Below are 19,838 nucleotides of genomic sequence, written 5' to 3'. Positions count from 1 at the left end.
CTCCTTACGGGCCGGGGCTAGACCCCGGCGGCGCTGGACGAGGGCTGGTTGGGGGAGCTGGAGCCGGCCTGGGCGGCCAGGGACGCGGCCACGGAGTGGTCCACCTCCTCCGGCTCGGGCTCGTGGGCGCGCAGCACGGCCATGCTCTTGCCGGGCACGGTCAATACGGCCTCGGCCCGGATCTCGATATCCCCCGCGGTCTGCCCGGAGGTGTCCAGCAGCACGTCCCAGCCGGGCGCGTACTCCCCGCCCGGCAGGCGGAAGTCCACGTCGGACTCGTCCGCGTTGAAGTACAGGAGGAAGTGCGCGTCCGTGATCGCTCGGCCGTAGAAGTCCACATTGCGGATGCCGTGGCCGTTGAAGAACACGCCGACGCTGCGGCCCAGCGGCACGTCCCAGTCCTCGGGGACCATCGGCTCGCCGTCCACCCCGAGCCACTCGATGTCCGGCAGCGGCTGGCCCTCGCCGCGGCGCGCGGGGCGGCCGTCGAAGAAGCGGCTGCGCCGGAACGTGGGGTGCTCGGCGCGCAGCCGCATGACGGCCGAGGTGAACTCGATGAGCGGCTTGTCTGCGCTCTCCCAGTCCAGCCAGGAGAGCTCGTTGTCCTGGCAGTAGACGTTGTTGTTGCCCTGCTGGGTGCGGCCCAGCTCGTCGCCGTGGGCGATCATCGGCACGCCCTGGGAGAGCAGCAGCGTGGCGATGAAGTTGCGCTGCTGCCGGGCGCGCAGCTCGAGCACCGCGGGATCATCCGTGGGGCCCTCGGCGCCGCAGTTCCAGGACCGGTTGTGGCTCTCGCCGTCGTTGTTGTCCTCGCCGTTGGCCTCGTTGTGCTTCTCGTTGTAGGAGACGAGGTCCCGCAGCGTGAACCCGTCGTGCGCGGTGACGAAGTTGATGGAAGCGACTGGGCGGCGGCCGTTGTGCTGGTACAGGTCCGCGGACCCGGTCAGGCGGGAGGCGAACTCCCCCAGCGTGGAGGGCTCGCCGCGCCAGAAGTCCCGCACGGTGTCACGGTACTTGCCGTTCCACTCGGTCCACTGCGGGGGGAAGTTGCCCACCTGGTACCCGCCCGGGCCCACGTCCCACGGCTCGGCGATGAGCTTGACCTGGGAGACCACCGGGTCCTGCTGGATGAGTTCGAAGAAGCTCGAGAGCTTGTCCACGTCGTAGAATTCGCGGGCCAGGGTCGCCGCGAGGTCGAACCGGAAGCCGTCCACGTGCATCTCGGTGACCCAGTAGCGCAGCGAGTCCATGAGCAGCTGCAGCGCGTGCGGGTGCCGGACGTTGAGGGAGTTCCCGGTGCCCGTGTAGTCCATGTAGTACTGCGGGTCGTCCTCGACGAGCCGGTAGTACGCGCCGTTGTCGATGCCCTTCATCGACAGGGTGGGGCCCAGGTGGTTGCCCTCCGCGGTGTGGTTGTAGACCACGTCCAGGATCACCTCGATGCCCGCGCGATGGAGCGTGCGGACCATGGCCTTGAACTCCTGGACCTGCTGGCCGGTGTTCCCGCTCGAGGAGTAGCCGGCGTGTGGGGCGAAGAAGCCGATGGTGTTGTAGCCCCAGTAGTTGTGCAGGCCCTTGTCCTGGAGCGTGGAATCGTCCACGAACTGGTGGACGGGCATGAGCTCGATCGCCGTCGCGCCGAGCTTGGTGAGGTGATTGACGACGGCGGGGTGCGCCACGCCCGCGTACGTTCCCCGCAGTTCCTCGGGAACCTCGGGGTGGAGCTCGGTGAGGCCCCGCACATGGGCCTCGTAGACCACCGTGCGGTGGTACGGGACGCGCAGCAGGGAGTCGTTCTGCCAGTCGAAGAACGGGCTGGTGACCACGCCGAGCATCATGTGCGGCGCGGAGTCCTCGTCGTTGCGGCTGTCGGGGTCCCCGAACGTGTAGGAGAACAGCGACTGGTCCCAGTCCGGCTGGCCCATGACGGCCTTGGCGTACGGGTCCAGGAGCAGCTTGTTCGGGTTGCACCGCTGGCCCGTGGCCGGGTCATAGGTGCCGTGGATGCGGTAGCCGTAGAGCTGGCCGGGCTGGACGTTGGGCAGGTAGCAGTGCCACACGAACCCGTCCACCTCGGTCAGCTCGAAGCGCTGCTCGGTCCGCTCCGCGTCGAAGAGGCACAGCTCGACAGACTCGGCGGCCTCGCTGAAGATCGCGAAGTTGGTGCCCTTGCCGTCAAACGTGGCGCCGAGCGGGTAGGCCGTTCCCGGCCAAATGTCCTTCTCCAATGCGTCAGCTCCTTGCTGTGCGGCCTGCGATGAAGCCATGTGTGGGCATCCTAGCGAGTGTAGGTGACGGTTCTGCGCGCGGCTGCCGTGTGACCCGCCGCGATCAGGGGCCTCGGTCGCGGACCTCAGGCGGCGGACTCGCAGGCCGCGGCCTCGGCCGCCCGGCGCCGCACGCGGGCCAGGACCCGGCGCAGGAGCCGGGAGACCTGCATCTGGCTCACGCCGAGCACCGCGGCGATCTCGATCTGGCTCATCTCCTCGCCCTCCGAGAAGGCACGCGCCGTCCGGGTGCTCCAGATCGAGCCCGCGAGCGTCCACTAGGGCGCTGCACGGCGGTTTGGCACGCGCGCGGGCGGGGTAATCCCGCGGCAACCGGGCCGTTTGGCTGCCAACCCAGGCTTCCTTCCGCTGTCCGTCTGTGGACTGAAAGCGAGTTGGGGTGGCGGAACTGGACTGCGATGCGAGCGGTGGCGATGGGAACCGTGGCCAGGATCTGGTGGCGGGGCGGTACCGGCTCCTGGATGTTGTGGGACGGGGCTCGACGGCGGAGGTCCACCGCGCGCACGATCGGGTCCTCGACCGCGAGGTGGCGGTCAAGCTGCCACACTCCGGCGACATGGACGAGTCCGAGCTGCGGCGCAGCGACGCCGAGATGAAGCTGCTCGCACGGCTGAGCCATCCCGGGCTCGTGACGCTGCTCGACGCCGGGACCGAGCGGACCGCGACTGGCGTACCCCGGGTGTTCCTCGTCATGGAGCTCATCACGGGCGCGGACCTGCGCACCCGGCTCAAGGCGGGCGACGGGCTGGGCGCCTCCGACGTAGCCGAGATCGGCCAGGACCTATGCGAGGCCCTCGCCTACATCCACGGCAAGGGCGTGGTGCACCGGGACATCAAGCCGGCGAACGTGCTCCTGCTAGGCGCGGGCGGCGAGTCCGCGAGGGCGCACGCGAAGCTCACCGACTTCGGCATCGCGTGGGTGTCCGACTCCGACCTCACGCTCCAGGACGCCGTGTCCGGGACCCCCGCGTACCTGAGCCCGGAGCAGGTGCGCGGGCAGACGATCGGCGCGGCGAGCGACGTCTATTCGCTCGGCCTCGTGCTGCTGCAGTGCCTCACGGGCGAGCTCGCATTCCCCGGGCCGCCCCTCGAGAGCGCCGTGCGGCGGCTCACGCAGCCGGCGCCCATCCCCGAGGAACTCGACCCGCTGTGGCGGAACCTGCTGGCGGGGATGACGGCGATGGACCCCGAGGCCCGGCCCAGCGCCGCGGACGCGGCGGCCGCGCTGTACCGGATGGCCGCACTCGGCGCCCTCGTGGTGCCCCTACCGGAGCTGGCGGCCGCTGAGGAGGAACTGCGCCTGGAGGAGGTCCGGACCTACGCCGCGCCTGCCGAGCCGGGCAGCCCGTTCGACCGCGTCACGCGCCTCACCTCGCGCATCCTCGGCGCGCCGATGGCGGCCGTGAGCATCGTGGACGCCGAGAGGATCTGGTTCCTCTCGGCGCATGGGATCGACGCGGACGAGGTAGCGCGGGAGCCGGGGCTGTGCGCCTCCGCCGTGCTGCAGGACGACGTCTGGGTGGTACCGGACGCCGCCGCGGACTCCCGCACCGCGGGCAACGCGCTCGTCCGCGGAGCCTTGGGCGTGCGGTTCTACGCGTCCGTGCCGCTCAAGACCCCCGGAGGGGCCAACATCGGCACCCTGTGCATCCTGGACCGTGCACCGCGCACCCTCTCCCCCGCCGAGACGGAGACGCTGCGGGAGCTCGGCGGCGTGGTCATGGACTTACTCGTGCTGCGGCGGACGGCGCTCGAGGCGACCGCGGCCGGCTTCGCGGACCAACTCGACGGCGAGCCGCTCGCGGGCGTGCCCAGCGCCGGCTGAGCACCGCTCCCCTACCCCTCCCGCTCGGCCATGAGCACGACGGCGCTGCGGGCCGGGACGGTGAACACCTCGCCGCCGGCCGCGGCCTCCCCCACGAGCCGGGCCTCGCACGTTGTCAGCGCGGTGGCCCACTTCTCCGGGAACGGGCCCGCGGGAAGGTGATAGTCGACGTCGTTCTCGGCGGCGTTGAGGATCACGAGGAAGTCCGAGTCGCCATTGGCGCCGTGCCTGCCGTTGCCGGGAACGGCGCCGCCGTTGAGGAAGAACGCGAGGGACTTGGCCCAGTCCTGGTCCCAATCGTCCGGGCCCATGGTGCTGCCGTCGGCGTCGAGCCACACGATGTCCGGGAGCGGGTCGCCCTCGGCGGGAGCAACGGGGGTGCCGTCGAAGAACCTGCGCCGGCGGAACACTGGGTGGTCTTCGCGCAGCTTCGTCAGGCTGCGGGTGAAGTCGACGAGCTCAGAGTCCGCGTGGTCCCAGTCGATCCATGAGAGCTCGTTGTCCTGGCAGTAGACATTGTTGTTGCCCTGCTGCGTCCGCCCGAGCTCGTCCCCGTGTGCCATCATCGGCACCCCCTGGGCAAGCACGAGGGTGAGCAGCAGGTTCCGCTGCTGGCGCGCCCGGAGCTCGAGGATGTGAGGATCGTCGGTGGGCCCCTCGGTGCCGCAGTTCCACGAGCGGTTGTCGTCGGCGCCGTCGCGGCCGTCCTCGCCGTTGGCCTCGTTGTGCTTCTCGTTGTAGGAGACCAGATCCCGCAGGGTGAAGCCGTCGTGAGCCACGATGAAGTTGACGGACGCGGAGGGGCGCCGCCCCTCGGCCTCGTAGAGGTCGGCGGAGCCTGCCAGTCTGGTTGCGAGCTCGCGGAGGGTGCCCGGTTCGCCGCGCCAGAAGTCGCGCACGCAGTCGCGGAACTTGCCGTTCCACTCGACCCACTGCGGCGGGAAGTTGCCCACCTGGTACCCGTCCGGCCCGACATCCCACGGTTCCGCGATGAGCTTGACCCTGGAGAGCACGGGATCGGAGGCGAGGAGTTCGAAGAACGGCGAGACCATGTCGACAGCGCCGTCCTCACGGGCCAAGGTTGAAGCCAGGTCGAACCGGAACCCATCCACGTGCATCTCCGTGACCCAGTACCGCAGGGAGTCGATGATGAGGTCGAGCGCGAGCGGGTTTCCGGCGTTGACGGAGTTCCCCGTGCCCGTGTAGTCCATGTAGTGGAATTCGTCCCCCGGCACGAGGTGGTAGTAGGCGGCGTTGTCGATGCCGCGGAAGCTCAGCTGGGGGCCGAGGTGGTTGCCCTCCGCCGTGTGGTTGTAGACCACGTCGAGGATCACCTCGATGCCGGCACGGTGGTATGCCTTGACCAGGTCCTTGAACTCGGCGATCTGCTGCCCGTGGTCGCCGCTCGACGAGTAGGCGCTGTGCGGGGCGAAGAACCCGATGGTGTTGTAGCCCCAGTAGTTGGAGAGCCCCTTGTCCGCGAGGGTGGAGTCTTCGATGAACTGGTGGACTGGGAGCAGCTCGAGCGCCGTGACTCCCAGTTCCTTGAGGTGGTTCACGACGGCGGGATGTGCCGCGCCGCGGTACGTTCCGCGCTCGTGCTCGGGCACTTCGGGGTGGAGCTGGGTGAGGCCCTTGACGTGCGCCTCGTACACGACTGTCTCGTTGTAGGGGCGGCGCGGGGGCGTGTCGCCCTCCCAGTCGTACTTGACGTGCTCGCACACCACGGCGAGCATGCTGTGGCCCAGCGAGTCGGACTCGTCCATGCGCTCCGGGTCGCCGAACACGTAGGCATGCATCTCCTGGCCCCACTCGTAGGAGCCGGACACGGCCCGCGCATAGGGGTCGAGGAGGAGTTTCGCGGGATTGAACCGCAGCCCCTTATCAGGCTCCCACGGGCCGTGGACGCGGTAGCCGTAGTGCGCGCCTGGGGCCACGCCGTCCACGGTCCCCTCCCATCGGGTCGCCTGGCCGTCGGGGCCGTCGACGCGCGCCAGGTCGACGCACCGCTGCTCCTTGGTCTCAGGGTCGACGAGGCACACCTCCACACGCTCGGCCTCGGCGGCCGTGGCGAGGGCAAAGTCCGTGCCGGCATCAGTGGGGCGTGCGCCCCAGAAGGCGCCCTGCGTGTTCGCGTCCATGGGCCGACCCTAGCGGACGCCTCCGACAAGTGGGTGAACTTCTTCTCCTGACCTTGGCTGCTCCCGCCTGCACGGTTACCGTGGGATCGGAGGCCCTCGCGAGAGGAGAGGCGCCGATGGACTTGAATTTCTACGAGGTGGATGCGCCCCCGCCCCGCAGGACATGGATGTGGCTCGGCATCGCGTGCGTCGCGACGCTCCTGCTCGTTCTGTTCCTGCTCTCGCCCGCCGCGGCCGCGGTCGCCGGGCTGGTGGTGCTCGCCGCGACGCCTCTTGCCATCATCGCCGGCACGCGGCGCACGACGGCGCCGCTCGCCGTCGCTGCCGCGCTCGCCCTCGCTGCACTCGGCACCTCGGCCGTAGCCCTCGTGATCGACGGGCACCAGTCCGCAACGGTGGCGACCCCAGCGCCGCGGGCAGCGGCCGGCGCATCGCAGCCGCCCGCCGTCGTGCGTCCGGCGCCCCCGCTGGGACCCGTGCGGCCGCTTCCGACGCCCGCAGACATCAAGCCCGCGCCGCCCTCCCCAGATCCATTACCCACGGCGTCCGCCGAGCCCTCGCCTGCGGAGGCCCCTGCCGTCGCAGCGCCTGCTGCAGCAGCGCCGGCGGCCGCCGAGCCCGCCCGGGATCGCGAACCGGCCGTTGCTCCGGCGCCCCAGGCCCCTGACACCTCGGCTCCTTGGGGCCAGCTTCCGCTCGATGCGCGGGCGCAGCTGTGCGCCGCCGCAGAGCAGACCGGGATCAAGGTTCCACCGGGCCAGTGCCGCTGATCTCTCCGTCATAGTCCGGCGAGGTTCGCGCGGGGCCTCCACGCTCGGCCCATGAGTGCTTAGGCTGGGCGCGGGGACCCACGGGGACAGGAGGCCCGCGATGACCTATCGGCTCCTTGCCCTGGGCGACAAGGTGACCTTCTATGACGCTGGCCGGCAGCCGTTCAACGTCCGCGCCATCTCACCCGATCAGCAGACCGTTATCCTCTCGCGGCCGCTGGACGACGGGACGTCCGCCGAGTACACCATGATCGACTGGCAGCGCGGGGCGCGCGGCTCTGACGGCACCCTCGGGCGCGGCATCCGGATCACCTCGCAGGCCCACCACCGCCTCCACCGGTTCTTCACGAGCCGCCCAGTGCTCCCGGTGAGCGAGAGCGGCGTGCCGGCCACGCAGTCCGTCCTGGCGTTCGGCGACTGGGGCCCGATCCTCATCGCCACGGTCAACGGGCGGCCGTAGGACGTTCGGGAGTTTGGCATTCATGCTCGGACCCAGAATGATGGGGGCTGTGGACGGGACGAGCGGGGCCAAGGCGGGCGTGGAGGAACTGCCGCTTGTTGACCTCCCGCTCGAGGACCGGGTGCGCCTCGCCCACGCCCTCATCGAGTCCCTCGCCGTGGAGGCGAGCGTGGACCTCGTGCACATCAAGGGGTACGCCACCGAGCCCTCGCTCTACGAGCCGGACCGGGCGAGCACGGACGTCGATGTGCTCGTGCGCCCTGCCCACGTCGATGCCCTCGTCCGGGCTCTCATCGGGCGCGGCTGGCGGACGGTGACGACCTTCGAGACCGGGTCAGTGTTCCACCACGCGATGACCCTGTGGCATGACCAGTGGGGATACGTGGACGTGCACCGCGCGTTTCCCGGTGTGGGGATCCCCGCCGAGGCGTTCTTCGAAAGGCTGTGGGACGAGCACCGGACCCTCCGTATCGCGGAGTGGCCGTGCCGCGTGCCTGCGCGGCGCCACCAGGCCCTCATCATTGTTCTGCACGCGGCGAGGGACCCGCACCGCGGAGCTGCGGACGTAGCGCACCTCCGCTCCGTTCTCACTCCCGCCGAGTGGGATGGGCTCGAAGCCGCCGCGGGGATCGCGGAGGCACACGTGAGCTTCGCGGCCGCGACAGGGCACCTCGACGACTGGGCCGCCCACCCCGAGCACGACGTGTGGGAGGTCATGGGCCGCGGCGGGACGCGCGTAGAGCTGTTCCGGGCAAGGTGGAAAGCGTCCCGGACCGCCGGGGAGCGTGCCGGGCTGCTGCGTTCGCTCGTCGTCGTGAACCGGGACCATCTCCGCATGCAGCTCCGGCGAGAGCCGGGCGTGGCGGATGTGGCACGAGAGCTCGGCGCCCGGGCTGGGGACGTGCTGCGTGCGGCGGCCGGTCGCCGCGGCGGGGCCGCGCCCTCCACGCACGACGCCGGCTGAGCGGCTCGGGCGTCATGCTGTGCATCTGCGGCGTCGAGCCGCTATAAATCGAGCATGGATCCTCTCTGGGCGGCGCGTCAGTTCAAGCACGCCGCCTTCGTTGCCAGCAAGCGCCTCGGGTTCTGGCTCCGGGACACCGCCGAGCACATCAACGACGTGCGCTGGAAAGCCGCCGAGGAACGGTCCCCGTTCCACTACGATCCGGACCGCTACCGCCACACCTTCCTTGCGAGGCCCGATGTCATCGCAAGCAATAACCGCTCCGTCCCTTCGCTCGTCTACTCCTTCTGGCTCGGACCGCGTCCGATGTCCAAGCGCCGCCTTGCCTCTCTCCGGGCCCTGGAGTCAGAGCTGGATGTCCCGCTCGTGCTCGTCACCGACGAGACGGTGAATGAGTTCCTGGTCGACGGGCATCCGCTTCACCCGGCGTATTCCCTGCTGTCCGACGGCCACCGTTCGGATTATCTCCGGACCTACTTCATGCACCATCATGGCGGCGGCTACTCGGACATCAAGAGGCCAACATCGTCGTGGACAGCGTCCTTCCAAGCGATCGCAGACCAGACCGAAACCTGGGCGGTCGGCTACCGCGAAGTCACGTCAAATTACGTGCCCGATCTCCCTCGCTACCTAGGCAAGGACATCAAGCGCCATTACCGCGCGGTGTTCGGTCCAAGCGCATTCATCGTCCGCCCGAGCACCTCGCTCACCTCCGAGTGGTATAGGGAGATGCACAGCCGCATGGAGTACTTCGCTGGCGCGCTTGCCGAATCTCCCGGCAGTGACTTCTACAACCCGGCAGCGGGATACCCGATCCGATGGACCGAACTGCTTGGAGACGTGCTTCAGCCCCTGTGCCTCAAATACCAAGACCGTCTCCTGTTCGACGACCGGGTGAAGCCGGTACTGACGGATTACCGCTAGATCTTCACGGTCGAGGTATCAGATAGGGTCTTCTCGTGGGAAATATTCGGGATCATCTTGCTAGGCTCACGCCGCTCCAACGACAGGTCGAACGGTCGATTTCCGTCCCGGGCCTTCCGCGTTCCCGACGCCTTCCGGGCTCTGTCTGGGCCATCACCATGGTCCACAACGAATCCGACATCATTGAGCCGGTCGTCAAGCACTTCCTCAGTGAAGGCGTGACCGGGGTCATCGCGGTAGACCATGACTCCACGGATGGAACGCTCGGCATACTGAATGACCTCGCTGCGCGCGACCGGCGAATACATGTCGGACGGAAGATGAGCAAGGCGTTCCATCAGGCCCGCTCCATGTCGTACATTGCGCGACTTGCCTTCACCGCTGGCGCCGACTGGATTGTCCCTTTCGACGCTGACGAAATATGGACGGCACCGTCAGGAACTCTCGCGGACCATTTGCGGTGCTCGGCGAGTGGCGTCGTGAGAGCCCAGATGTTCGACGCATTTCCGGCTGAGGGAACGGGGAGAATCGATCCATCGTCCGACCAGTACCTTCAGGTGGAGCACCGGCCCGGGCCGATGCTCAAGTCGGCGTTCAAGGCGCAATCGTGGGTCTGGATCGGTCCTGGCAATCATGCGGTGACTCACCCCGGAACGGTCGAGGTGTCGCTGCGGATTGATCACCTGCCCTATCGCAGTTACGAACAGTACTGCGCGAAGGTTCTGTCTGGAGCGGCCGCACTCGAGGTGTCTGAGGGCACGCCGCAGGAGGAAGGCAGCCATTGGCGCGAGCATGCTTCCGTAGCCGAAGAGGAGCGGCAAGCGCGATGGCACGAATACGTCGCCGGCTCGAGGAGCCTGAACTTCGGCAGTGTCCATGGTGAACGGGAGCTCATCGAGAACCCTCTTTGGACCAAGGAAGCCTAAGCACCGCGCCCCATCGCTTGGGGCGCGATGCTGGAGCCTCACCTTGAGCGTGCCGTTTCGGTCAACGCGGAGACCTCGGCCCGCAACCGGTCGCGGAACCGTGCCTCGGCAAAGGTGTCCGCATGGGCGCGGATCTTCTCCGCGTCCCACTCCTCCGTGGCAAAGCCCACGACGGCTGCGCGGATGTCCTGCGCCGTCGGCGACTCGATGAAGCGCCCGGTGACGCCGTCCACAATCGTGTCGAGGTATCCCCCGGCCCGCAGGGCGATCGTCGGCTTTCCCCAAGCGGCGCCTTCAAGGGGCGTGATGCCGAAATCCTCATAGCTGGGGGCGATGACCGCCTTGGCCGCGGAGTAGGCCCAGCGCATCTGGGCATCGGGGAGGTGGGAAGCGATGCGGACGTTGGGCGGCATCGTGCGCCGAAGCGAGTCGGCGAGCGGTCCGGCGCCGATGATGAGCAGTCGCTCGTCGAGGTCGCGGAAGGCCTCGATGGCCTGATCGACGTTCTTGTACGGAAGGAGCCGGGAGACCGTGAGGTAGTGGCCACCCTCCCCGACGAACTCCTCGAGGCCAGGGATCGGCTGGCGGACACCGTTGGTGTCAACGCTGTGCGGGGGGAAGAAGACGTCCGCATCCCGGCCGTACACATCGCGGATTCGCTCCTGGACCACCGTCGAGTTCGCCACGTAGACATGGGGCCGCGCGGCCGCCCGCTGGTCCCAGAAGCGCAGGAAGGGCCGGAGCGCGGCCAGCGCGAGGCCCTGTGGAGAACGCAGGGACGAGCCGCCGAGGTACTGCTCCGTGAGGTAGAGCCACCGGGCCGGGGAGTGGCAGTACGCGTAGACGAGCCCCTCGGTGGAGAATCCGTGGGCCCAGCCGCTCGTGGAGGTGACGACGACGTCGGCGGGGATCTTCATCGCGCGGGCCGCTGGCGCGAGCACCGGCAGCGCGAGCCTGTGGTCACGTCGGAACGCACCGATCCGGTTGAGCGGTGAGGTGACGATGTCAGCGTCCCGGAACTCGGGGTAGGTGCCCTGCGGGTCGTACAGCGTCGTGTAGATCGTCGCCTCGGGGAAGGCCCGGTGCATCGCGAGGACCACCCGCTCGGCCCCGCCACGCTGCGTGAGGTAGTCGTGCGCGATGGCGACCACTGGTTCGTCAGTCACGCGTGGCCTCCTTGGCGCAAGTGGTTCGGGTGGGGCCCTGCTAGGTTACAGGAAGGTCACGAACGGTGGCGGAATGCGTCGTCAAAAACGCGAGCGAGCCCGGTCGGGATAGCGGACGCCCGCCAGACCCGCCGACTCGACTCCGAGGGCCACGAGTTTCTCTGCGATCCGAGGCGGTAGAACGCGGGCCGCGGCGTCGACCGCCGGACCGTAGGCACGCAAGGTGCGCTCGGTGGCGACAGCGGCCCCAGCTCCGACAAGCCGGTCCCACAGCCCCCTCCCCCCAGGAGCGTCCGGGAGCGCTAGGTCGCCGTGGATTTCGACGAACGTCTCCCTTGCGGCGCCGGAGTGCAGTGCGCGGAGGGCGCGCACTGCTGTGGTCGTCGACGCCCCGTGGTGTACCGCCATGACCTCGGGCGCCACGAGCACAGGGATCCCCGCCTGGCGCAGGCGGTAGCCGAAGTCGACGTCCTCCCAGCCGTAACGGCGATAACGCGCGTCGTAGCCTCCGAGCCTTGCATGCACTTGGGCTTGCACGGAGACATTGGCGGCCCAGAGCCGCCACGTCCGGTCTGCGGGGAGGCCTAGGGCATCGTCAAGGAATCTCCGGTCGGCGGCACGTCCATAGGCCCGCGCGAACGGCGAATCCGGGTACTGATTGGTGGTCAGGCCGACGACGCCGATCGGCTCGGTCGCGTTGCGGTGTCTCGCCAAGTGCCCGCTCACCAAGCCGGGGCCGGGTTCGAGGTCGTCGTCCGAGCGGATGAGAAGGTCACCGCGGGCAGAGTCTGCGCCGGCATTGAGCGCGGCGGCCCGGCCTCGGTTCTCGGGGAACACGAGCGACCTGACTGGGAGACGCTGAGCCCATTCCGCCACGAGGTCGGCGGTGCCGTCGATGTCGCCGTCGACCACGACAATCACCTCGAAGTCGTCGGTGTCCTGGGCTTCCAGCGAACGCAGGAGAACCGGCAGGCGCCGAGAGCCGCCGCGCGTGGGAACAACGATGGTCGCGGCCGGCGTCGTCACTGGGGTCCCTCGGGACTGAGGCCGAGTTGGTCAAGGAGGTCCCGAAGCCGCTCCCTGCCGGCCTCTGGCGAGAACTGCCGCTTCCAGCGCTCGTGGGCCCTCTCCACAACATCGTCAGCTGGCAGCGCCGCGACGGCCTCCTTCACAGCGCGGACAAGATCCTCGCCGTCACCTGCTCGGGCGATCCACGGATGGTCAGGACCCACCACCTCGGGGAGCGCACCGGCGTCGCTGACGATCACGGGCACGCGGGCAGACATGGCCTCAGTGGCAACGAGTCCGAACGACTCTTCGACAACGGACGGGACGATCAAGATATCGATCGTGCCGAAGAATTCATCGGCAGGCATCCAACCGAGACGGTCGGCGGAGGTGCCGAGCGAGCGCATCCGGGATTCGACGAATGCCCGTTCCCGGGCGTCCACGAATCGGGGTTCCCCGGCGACGCGCAGGCGATACTTGTCCGGCTCCTGCCGCCGCAGCGCATCGAACGCGTCTGCGAGGATATGAATCCCCTTCGCCTCCGACGGTCGTCCCAGGAATCCCAGGCGAACGGGACCGCTCCCGCGCGGAATCGCTACCCTTTCGAGCGCCGGAGACCAGTTGTGGAGAACCGTCGATCGTGCCACACCCCGTGCCATCGTCCGGGACGGCACCAGCGTTGCAAGAGCCCCGATGCGCGCGGCGAGAGCCATCGGCCTCTGGAGAAGCGAGGGCATCTGATGCAGGTGGACCACGCGGTTCCTCAGTCCAGCCGTGGCGGCGGCCGGAACGAGCCCGTTGCACCAGAGCACGCCATCGGGCTGATCTTTGCGCCACGCGCGTAGTGAGCGCATGTAGGCAATCCGCTCGCTGGCGTCGAGGGAGATCACCGCGAACCCACGCTCCTGGGCAGCCTCCAGGACACCGATCGGCGACCGCGGGCCGACCACGGTCACGGCGAAGCCCAGCGAGCCCAGCGTCGCGGCGAGCCCGAGCAGCATGACCTCGCCGCCGCCGATATCTCCGTTATTCGTGGCGATGTAGATCTTCTGGACGCTGGTCATGCCGACCTGAGCCTCCCTTGGCCCGCGCGACGTGTGGGGGCGGGACTCATCTCCAGCCGACGCATCCCGAGCTGAGTCGCGGCGAATCCCAGTGCGAGCGCCGCGGGGACCGTGAGGAAGACTTCTCCGAGGTTGACCGCACAGATGGCCACGCCGATCAGCGCGGCCTCGGCCCACCCGCTCCGGCTTTGCTTGGGCAGCGAGGTTACCGCGAAGAACACCGCGATGATGAAGATCAGGTAGATGATCAAGGCGATCCACCCACCTTCCTGCCGCAGTGACATGTAGGAGCTGTGGAAGAAGAAGGTCAACCCATCGACCTGGACATGGGCGGATCCGAGGCCGTGCCCGATCAGCGGGTTCGTGCCCACTAGAATCTGCTCGCTGGCGAGGATCCTTCCTCGGAGAGCGTCGCTGCCCGAACGGTCGCTGAACTGGGAGGTGGCGAGCACGGCGTCGCCGATACTCGTCGACCACCAGACGAGCCCTCCCACGGCCGCGAAACCAACCCACCTGCTGATGTGCTTCCCAGCGAGGATCCACACAACCACGCATGCCGTGGCGAGCCACGTGGTGCGGGACAGAGTCGCCACGATACCGACCAGCGCCACGGCCGCGAGTACAACCTGGGTACGGCGGCTCTGGAGCTGGGGAATCGCCAGGCAGGTGAAGGTCAGGACGATGAGGCCAGCAGAGTTGGGATCGCCGAGCACGCCAGTCAAGCGGCCTGCGTAACTGCTGGAACCGATCGTCGCGACACCCCACGCAACGGCGAAGGAGACCCCGAGCGCGAGCCCCACTCCGATCCGCCGCCAGGACAGCCTGCCCGAGGAAACTGTCACTGCAACCATGGCCCACAGGCTGATGTTGAGGAATCTCTTGACGTCCACTGCGGCAAGTCCCGAGTTCATCGCCGAGGCGAGTCCCAGCCACGCGACGAGGGCGATAAGCCAGACGACGAACCATCGGGGCCGCTTCACGCCTCTAGGAACCTTGAAGTAGGCGAGGAAGACGAGGAACGCTGCCGAGACCGTGCTGGCAGGGAACGGTGTGCCCGGGAAGTGGATCCCGTCCAGGACCAGACACGCCGACGCCAGAACCACCAAGAGGTCGTGGAGGCCAAAGCCGCTGCGCTGCCCCGAGGAGGCGATCACATCGCCTCCTCATAAACGCCGACTGTACGCCAGGCCATCTCGGCGCGAGTGACCCACACCGACTCAGGACGCTTGTCCGCGTCGGCCTGCAAGGCAATTGCCGCGGCAACCGCTGCGGAATGTTCGGCAGCGACGAGACACCTCTCGGGCAGGATTTCGGGATTGCCGCCCACCGGCGTCGCGACGACTCCCAGACCCGCCGCCACGGCATCGAGCAGGGTGTACGAGCAGTTCTCCCACACTGAGAGCTGCACCACGACGTCGGCGGCGCCCATTGCCGCGCCGGCGTCCACGAATCCGGGGAAGGAGACCACGCTCTCAAGACCGAGCTCGCGCGCGCGGGCTTCGAGGTCCGCACGATCGGGCCCCTCCCCCGCGACCGTCAGCGTCGCGTCGGGGTGGGCGCGTCGCAGCTCCGCGAATGCGGCCAGGAGCTCAGGGATCCGCTTCTCTCCGGAGAGTCGCGACAGCGAGAGGACCCGCGGGCCGTGCCCAACCGACGCGGAGCCCGCAGCAGCCGCACCGGCCGGCGCGGTTTCCCGCAGTCGGGCCCGCACCTCCTCGACGTCCACACCGTTGGGAATCACGACGACGGCCTGCCGCGGCCGCCACTTGGCGAGCATCGCGCGCTTGGTCGCCTCGGACACGGCGATGACGCCGGAGGCCCGGCGCAGGCGCAGTGAGTGGACGGCGGCCATGAGCCGCGATTTCCAGGCGGAGCCGTGGTACACGGCATCCTCGCCGGCGATGCCGTGCTCGGTGGTCACGTACTTCGCGCCGGTGCCGATCGTCGCGACGGCACTGATGACATCCGCGTACGCGAGATGTGCGTGGACCACTGCGGGCCGTAGCGCACGGATGTTCCGGCGCAGCGTGCGCACCGACGCGGCGAACCCGGCGGCAGGCCCGAACGGGCCCGTGATGACGGCGGCGCCAGCCTCCCTCAATTTCTCCGCCAGAGCGCCCTCCGGGCACAGGACCACGAGCCGCCAGCCGGGCAGCCCCACGGCCGCCGTGTCGAGCACATGCCTCGCCACGCCCCCGAGCTCGGGAACGGGGACGGCCCAGAGGGCGATGGGAGGGGCGAGCGGGGCCGCGGAACGCGAGGCAGCGCCGTCGTGCACCGTCGAATCGCCAGCCATCAGAACCACGCCTCGAGCCGGTCGAGCGCAGTCCAGAAGCCTTCGCCGGAGTTGACGTGGCCCTGCCAGATCTCGGGGATGAAGCTCACGCCGGGCGCGAGCCGGTCGAGCTGATCGGAGAGCGCCGCCCAGTCGACCTCGCCCTCGGCAACCTGGACGCCCTCACCGTCAACTCCCGTGGCATCGACGAGGTGCAGGTGGATCGTATGCGGCGCCAGAAGCTCGACGGCCTCGGAGAACGGCATGCCGAGGTGGTTGGCCGCGAGCTTGCTGTGGGAGACGTCGAGGCACAGCTTGGTGCCGGTCGAGGCGGCGAACTCCGCCGTGTCGTGGGGATCGAGGAAGAGGTTGTGGAACTGTTGTCCGCCCATGAGCCAGGGGTACGGAGGCAGGGTCTGGGCCGCGATCCGCACGCCGGACGTGTCGAGGCGGCCAAGCGCCTTAGCGATCCGCTCGTACATGGCGGGCCGCTCTGTGGGTGCGACGTGGCGGTCCTTCGTGAAGCCGCCCATCGTCACCACCATGATCGGCTCGTCCTCGCGCTTGAACCATCGCGTGAGCGAGCGGGTGATGTCGATCGTGCGCTGGACCTCGGCGATCGACCGCTCCCACACCTGGTCGTCCGGCGAGGCGAGGTCTACGAGGAAGTCCCCGGCGAACAGGTCCGGGAGGTGTGTCGTGAAGCCCATGTCGAGCGGCCCTGCCCCCCCTGAGAAAACGGAGTCCACATCGATCTCGAGGTCCTTGTAGGAGAAGTGGAACTCGAGGAAGTCCGGCGTGCAGTCCGCGATGAGCGCAGCGTGGTCGTGGTAGCGCACGGGAAGGCCCCATGGGCGGCGGAACGAGAAGTCGCGCCCCGTAGGCACGACGTCGGCCAGGTCGCCTTCGAAGAAGAAGTCACCCTCCCCGAGGGCGCGACGCAGGGTACGCCCCAGCAGGCGCGGGAGCGCGTTGGGCTGGAGACCGCGGCCCGGGCTCTTCACATCCACGTCCGCCTCGGTGATGAGCGTTCCCGCGGGGATAGGTCGGGCCGCGACGAGCGACTTGGCGAGGTTGACGCGGTTCATCATCTCGCCGGTCGAGACTTGGCGCGGGGTGGCCTCGCCGATGGACTCCTCGACCTCCCGGATGCGGGCCACCATGGCCGCGAACTCCCCGGGGAGGAGCGAGACCTTGTGGTCGTTGCCCTCCATGGCCGTGTCCACGGTGAAGTGCTTCTCGATGATCTTCGCCCCGCGCGCCACCGCGGCGACGGGAACGTGGTACCCGCGCTCGTGCCCCGAGTAGCCCACGATGCACCCGCCGATCTCCGCGAGGCGGTCCATGTAAGCGAGGTTCACGTCCTTGAACGGCGCCGGGTACGTGGACTGGCAGTGCAGCATCGCGAAGCTTCCCCCGAGGGAGCGCATGAGCCCCGCGGTTTCGCGGATCTCATCCTCGCGTGACATGCCAGTGGAGAGGACGAGCGGGAGGCCGCGGGATCCGGCGTCGCGCAGGAGTCCGTGGTTGGTCAGGTCCGCAGAGGCGATCTTGAGTGCCGGGATGCCGTAGTCGGCGAGCGCCTGGACGCTTGGGGAATCCCACGGCGTGCACATGACGTCGATCCCCCGGTCCCTCGCATGGTCGAAGACGTCGAAGAGCTTCTCGGCGGGCAGAGAGAACCGGGACAGCAGGTCGAGGGTGTACTGGGCGCCGAGGTCCTCCCCCGCGCTCAGTCCGCCGGACTGGCGGTAGAGGGCGTCCATGTCCCGCAGCTGGAACTTCACGGCGTCCGCGCCCGCCTTTGCCGCGAGGTCGACGAGGCGCTTGGCGAGGTCCACGGAGCCGTTGTGGTTGTTGCCGATCTCGGCGATGAGGAACGCGGGGTTCCCGGGCCCAATCTCGTGCTGGCCGATGCGCAGCACGTCAGCGCGGTCCACCGCGATGGCCCTGAGGTGGCCGCGCGGATCGACGAGCGGCAGGTGCGCGACGCCGCGGCCCATGTGCGCGCCGAGCTCGGCGGGAGGCGTCGTGTGCGGTGCGGTGCGGACGGATCGGTTGGCGACGGCGAGCGCGGAAGCGGTGAGGTCAGCGGTGGGATGCTCAACGATCCAGCGGCGGAAGTCGCCGTCCGAGAGGGATCCCTGGAGGATGCCGTGCTCATCGACGCAGAAGACGATCCGCTCCTGGTTTGCGGTGATCTTCTGCAGTGCGGTGAGGACCGGGTCCTCGGAGAAGACGACGTACGGCGTGATGTTCCGCTCGATGATCATATGGCGCGGTTCTCCCCCTCCAGCTCCGCACGGAACCGGCCTAGCTGCTGTTCGGCGATCGAGAGGTCCAGTTCGGTGTCGACGTCGACGCCTTCCCCCTCGTCCATCACGAACAGGCCGATCCGCCCGCCGAGGCGGTTGTCGAACTGTTCGTAGATGCGGGTCCGCGTCACGTAGAGGGACCCGGTCTCGCGGTACCGGAAGTCCCGCTCGCCAAGCTCCTGACGGCGCGGCCTGCTTTCAACAGTGTACTGGGCGGCCGGGTGGCCCCCGGGCTCGGCCGGCAGGGTCCACAGGAACGGGGTCTGCGGGACCACGCCCACGAGGGAATCGACGCCGGTCGTTTCGAACTGCTCGACGGCGCGGTCCAGCGTGCCGTGGAAGCGCAGCGGCGAGGTGGCCTGGAGGAGCATGACGGCGTCTGGGCGTCGGCCCTGCCCGGAGCGGAAGTCGATCGCGTGGCGGACCACGGGCTCGGTCGCCGTCGTGTCCTGCGCGAGCTCGGCGGGACGCAGGAACGGGACATCAGCGCCTGCCGCCAGGGCGACGTCAGCGATCTCGGGATCATCGGTCGAGACGAGCACGTCGAGACCGGCCTTCGCGGCCAGTGCCTGCTCGATCGTCCAGACGACGAGCGGTTTGCCTGCTACGTTCCGGATGTTCTTGCGGGGCACGCCCTTCGACCCTCCGCGGACGGGGATGACGCAGAGGATGGTCATGGGCGGGCCCCTAGGGTCTCGAGGAGGTGGCTGGCGATCGCTTGGGCTGGCTCAGGCGCCGGTCTGACGGGCGACGGCGTGGGGTCGCCTCCCCAGGGCAGCATCCCATACCGCTCCCAGAACTCGGACAGCCAGACTGGTGGCCTCGGGTAATGGACCCACGCGGGCACGCCCCGCGCGGCGGCCTCGAGGACGCCCGTGGAGAAGGCGGAGACGACGGGCCGGCCGAGCCCGGCCAGGGGGAGGCCGGAGCGGTCGAACGCGATCCCCTGGCTGGCCCAGCGCCGATGCTGCAGTCGGGAGAGGAGGTCTGTCTCCGCCGGATGCGGACGATACTCGGCCCCGGTCTCGCGGCAGAATCCGCCGGCCGCCCGGGCCTTCCCGGCACGCGGCAACTCCGCGCCGTGGAGCTGCCCGAGGTAGACCGGCCGGTCCGAGACCACAGTGCCGGCCCCCGGTGCTGCGGCCCAGAGCAGCTGCGAGCCGACCGTCGTGTGCGCCACATCGGTGCGGCCAGAGGCGGCGAACTCGGCGTCGGTGTCGGTGAACGAGAACAGGTGGGCGCCTCGCGGGAGCGGCGGAGCGTGGGGCGTCAGGAGGCCGTGCTGGACCACGAAGAGCTGGGCGGAGAGTTCGTGCGCCCACTGCTCGGCTTGGGCCCCGACGGGCAGGTAATGGCCCACGGCGAGCACCGACGCGACCTCGTCAAGCACCTCCGGGCGAGCCGCGCCGTAGTGCGCCGCTCCATCGACCTCCGTCCAGGTCCACTCGCCCGGCAGGACGCCGTTGAGCCGCGACGGGGCGAGTACCGCCGCGGCCACGTTCTCGCCAAGCAACTCGAGCGGCCGGACAAGCGAGGCGAGTTGAGTGGGCGTGGTCGCGTCGAGTGCAACCAGGAGGCGGGGCGACGTCCCCCGGACGGCGAGCCACGGGCGCGCTGGCGTGTCCGGCCGAAGGGCGCTGCGAAGGAGCCGGAGCGGGTTCTGCCGGCGCTGCCACCAGCGCCAGGCGATCAGGTCCTCGGGGAACATCAGA

At 69.0% G+C, this 19,838-nt stretch carries 17 protein-coding genes; 6 read left to right on the top strand and 11 right to left on the bottom strand.

Going from position 1 to position 19,838, the window contains the following annotated elements:
* Positions 1-17: 17 nt before the first annotated feature.
* Both glgX (RBS60_RS01430) and RBS60_RS01425 read right to left on the bottom strand, forming a co-directional pair.
* Complete coding sequence (gene glgX / locus RBS60_RS01430; protein ID WP_307955723.1) at positions 18-2,228, bottom strand: glycogen debranching protein GlgX; 2,211 nt, start codon at positions 2,226-2,228, stop codon at positions 18-20.
* A 125-nt stretch (positions 2,229-2,353) separates the two neighbouring features.
* The gene (locus RBS60_RS01425; RefSeq protein WP_307955985.1) at positions 2,354-2,527 is read right to left on the bottom strand and encodes a sigma factor-like helix-turn-helix DNA-binding protein; all 174 of its coding nucleotides are present in this window, start codon (positions 2,525-2,527) and stop codon (positions 2,354-2,356) included.
* 140 nt (positions 2,528-2,667) lie between these two features.
* Between RBS60_RS01425 and RBS60_RS01420 the strand changes: the two genes are divergently transcribed.
* On the top strand, positions 2,668-4,113 hold the full coding sequence (locus RBS60_RS01420; protein ID WP_307955722.1) for a protein kinase domain-containing protein: 1,446 nt from the start codon (positions 2,668-2,670) through the stop codon (positions 4,111-4,113).
* An 11-nt stretch (positions 4,114-4,124) separates the two neighbouring features.
* Here RBS60_RS01420 and glgX (RBS60_RS01415) read toward each other — a convergent pair whose 3' ends face one another.
* Positions 4,125-6,254 (bottom strand): glycogen debranching protein GlgX, encoded by a 2,130-nt coding sequence (glgX, locus tag RBS60_RS01415; protein WP_307955721.1) that lies wholly within the window; start codon positions 6,252-6,254, stop codon positions 4,125-4,127.
* Between the two features lie 116 nt (positions 6,255-6,370).
* On the opposite strand from glgX (RBS60_RS01415), the gene RBS60_RS01410 reads away from it, so the two are divergent.
* The 5 genes from RBS60_RS01410 (at position 6,371) to RBS60_RS01390 (ending at position 10,298) form a co-directional block, all read left to right on the top strand.
* The gene (locus RBS60_RS01410) at positions 6,371-7,024 is read left to right on the top strand and encodes a hypothetical protein (RefSeq protein WP_307955720.1); all 654 of its coding nucleotides are present in this window, start codon (positions 6,371-6,373) and stop codon (positions 7,022-7,024) included.
* Between the two features lie 100 nt (positions 7,025-7,124).
* Positions 7,125-7,484, top strand: a complete 360-nt coding sequence (locus RBS60_RS01405; RefSeq protein WP_307955719.1) for a hypothetical protein — start codon at positions 7,125-7,127, stop codon at positions 7,482-7,484.
* A gap of 22 nt (positions 7,485-7,506) precedes the next feature.
* Positions 7,507-8,448: a nucleotidyltransferase family protein gene (locus RBS60_RS01400; protein WP_307955718.1), complete on the top strand. Its 942-nt coding sequence runs from the start codon at positions 7,507-7,509 to the stop codon at positions 8,446-8,448.
* Between the two features lie 54 nt (positions 8,449-8,502).
* Positions 8,503-9,372 (top strand): hypothetical protein, encoded by an 870-nt coding sequence (locus RBS60_RS01395; RefSeq protein WP_307955717.1) that lies wholly within the window; start codon positions 8,503-8,505, stop codon positions 9,370-9,372.
* A gap of 158 nt (positions 9,373-9,530) precedes the next feature.
* Entirely contained in the window at positions 9,531-10,298 is a 768-nt protein-coding gene (locus RBS60_RS01390; protein ID WP_307955716.1) for a glycosyltransferase family 2 protein, read from the top strand.
* Positions 10,299-10,336: 38 nt separating this feature from the next.
* On the opposite strand, the gene RBS60_RS01385 is transcribed toward RBS60_RS01390, so the two are convergent.
* The 8 genes from RBS60_RS01385 to RBS60_RS01350 form a co-directional block, all read right to left on the bottom strand.
* On the bottom strand, positions 10,337-11,464 hold the full coding sequence (locus RBS60_RS01385) for a glycosyltransferase (RefSeq protein WP_307955715.1): 1,128 nt from the start codon (positions 11,462-11,464) through the stop codon (positions 10,337-10,339).
* A gap of 81 nt (positions 11,465-11,545) precedes the next feature.
* Positions 11,546-12,490, bottom strand: coding sequence for a glycosyltransferase family A protein (locus tag RBS60_RS01380; RefSeq protein WP_307955714.1), 945 nt, complete (start codon positions 12,488-12,490; stop codon positions 11,546-11,548).
* Positions 12,487-13,536: a glycosyltransferase gene (locus RBS60_RS01375; protein WP_307955713.1), complete on the bottom strand. Its 1,050-nt coding sequence runs from the start codon at positions 13,534-13,536 to the stop codon at positions 12,487-12,489. The genes RBS60_RS01380 and RBS60_RS01375 overlap by 4 nt, the downstream gene beginning before the upstream one ends.
* Positions 13,533-14,690, bottom strand: coding sequence for an O-antigen ligase family protein (locus RBS60_RS01370; protein WP_307955712.1), 1,158 nt, complete (start codon positions 14,688-14,690; stop codon positions 13,533-13,535). The genes RBS60_RS01375 and RBS60_RS01370 overlap by 4 nt, the downstream gene beginning before the upstream one ends.
* On the bottom strand, positions 14,687-15,832 hold the full coding sequence (locus tag RBS60_RS01365; RefSeq protein WP_307955711.1) for a glycosyltransferase: 1,146 nt from the start codon (positions 15,830-15,832) through the stop codon (positions 14,687-14,689). Before RBS60_RS01365 ends, RBS60_RS01370 begins: the two co-directional genes overlap by 4 nt.
* Entirely contained in the window at positions 15,832-18,084 is a 2,253-nt protein-coding gene (locus RBS60_RS01360) for an N-acetylneuraminate synthase family protein (protein WP_307955710.1), read from the bottom strand. The genes RBS60_RS01365 and RBS60_RS01360 overlap by 1 nt, the downstream gene beginning before the upstream one ends.
* Positions 18,081-18,803: an acylneuraminate cytidylyltransferase family protein gene (locus RBS60_RS01355; RefSeq protein ID WP_307955709.1), complete on the bottom strand. Its 723-nt coding sequence runs from the start codon at positions 18,801-18,803 to the stop codon at positions 18,081-18,083. The genes RBS60_RS01360 and RBS60_RS01355 overlap by 4 nt, the downstream gene beginning before the upstream one ends.
* Positions 18,800-19,834: an RNA-binding protein gene (locus tag RBS60_RS01350; RefSeq protein WP_307955708.1), complete on the bottom strand. Its 1,035-nt coding sequence runs from the start codon at positions 19,832-19,834 to the stop codon at positions 18,800-18,802. Before RBS60_RS01350 ends, RBS60_RS01355 begins: the two co-directional genes overlap by 4 nt.
* Positions 19,835-19,838 lie beyond the last annotated feature (4 nt).

The organism is Sinomonas sp. ASV486, from assembly GCF_030908215.1.
Lineage (GTDB): Bacteria > Actinomycetota > Actinomycetes > Actinomycetales > Micrococcaceae > Sinomonas > Sinomonas puerhi.
This window is presented reverse-complemented; position numbering and strand designations above follow the sequence as displayed.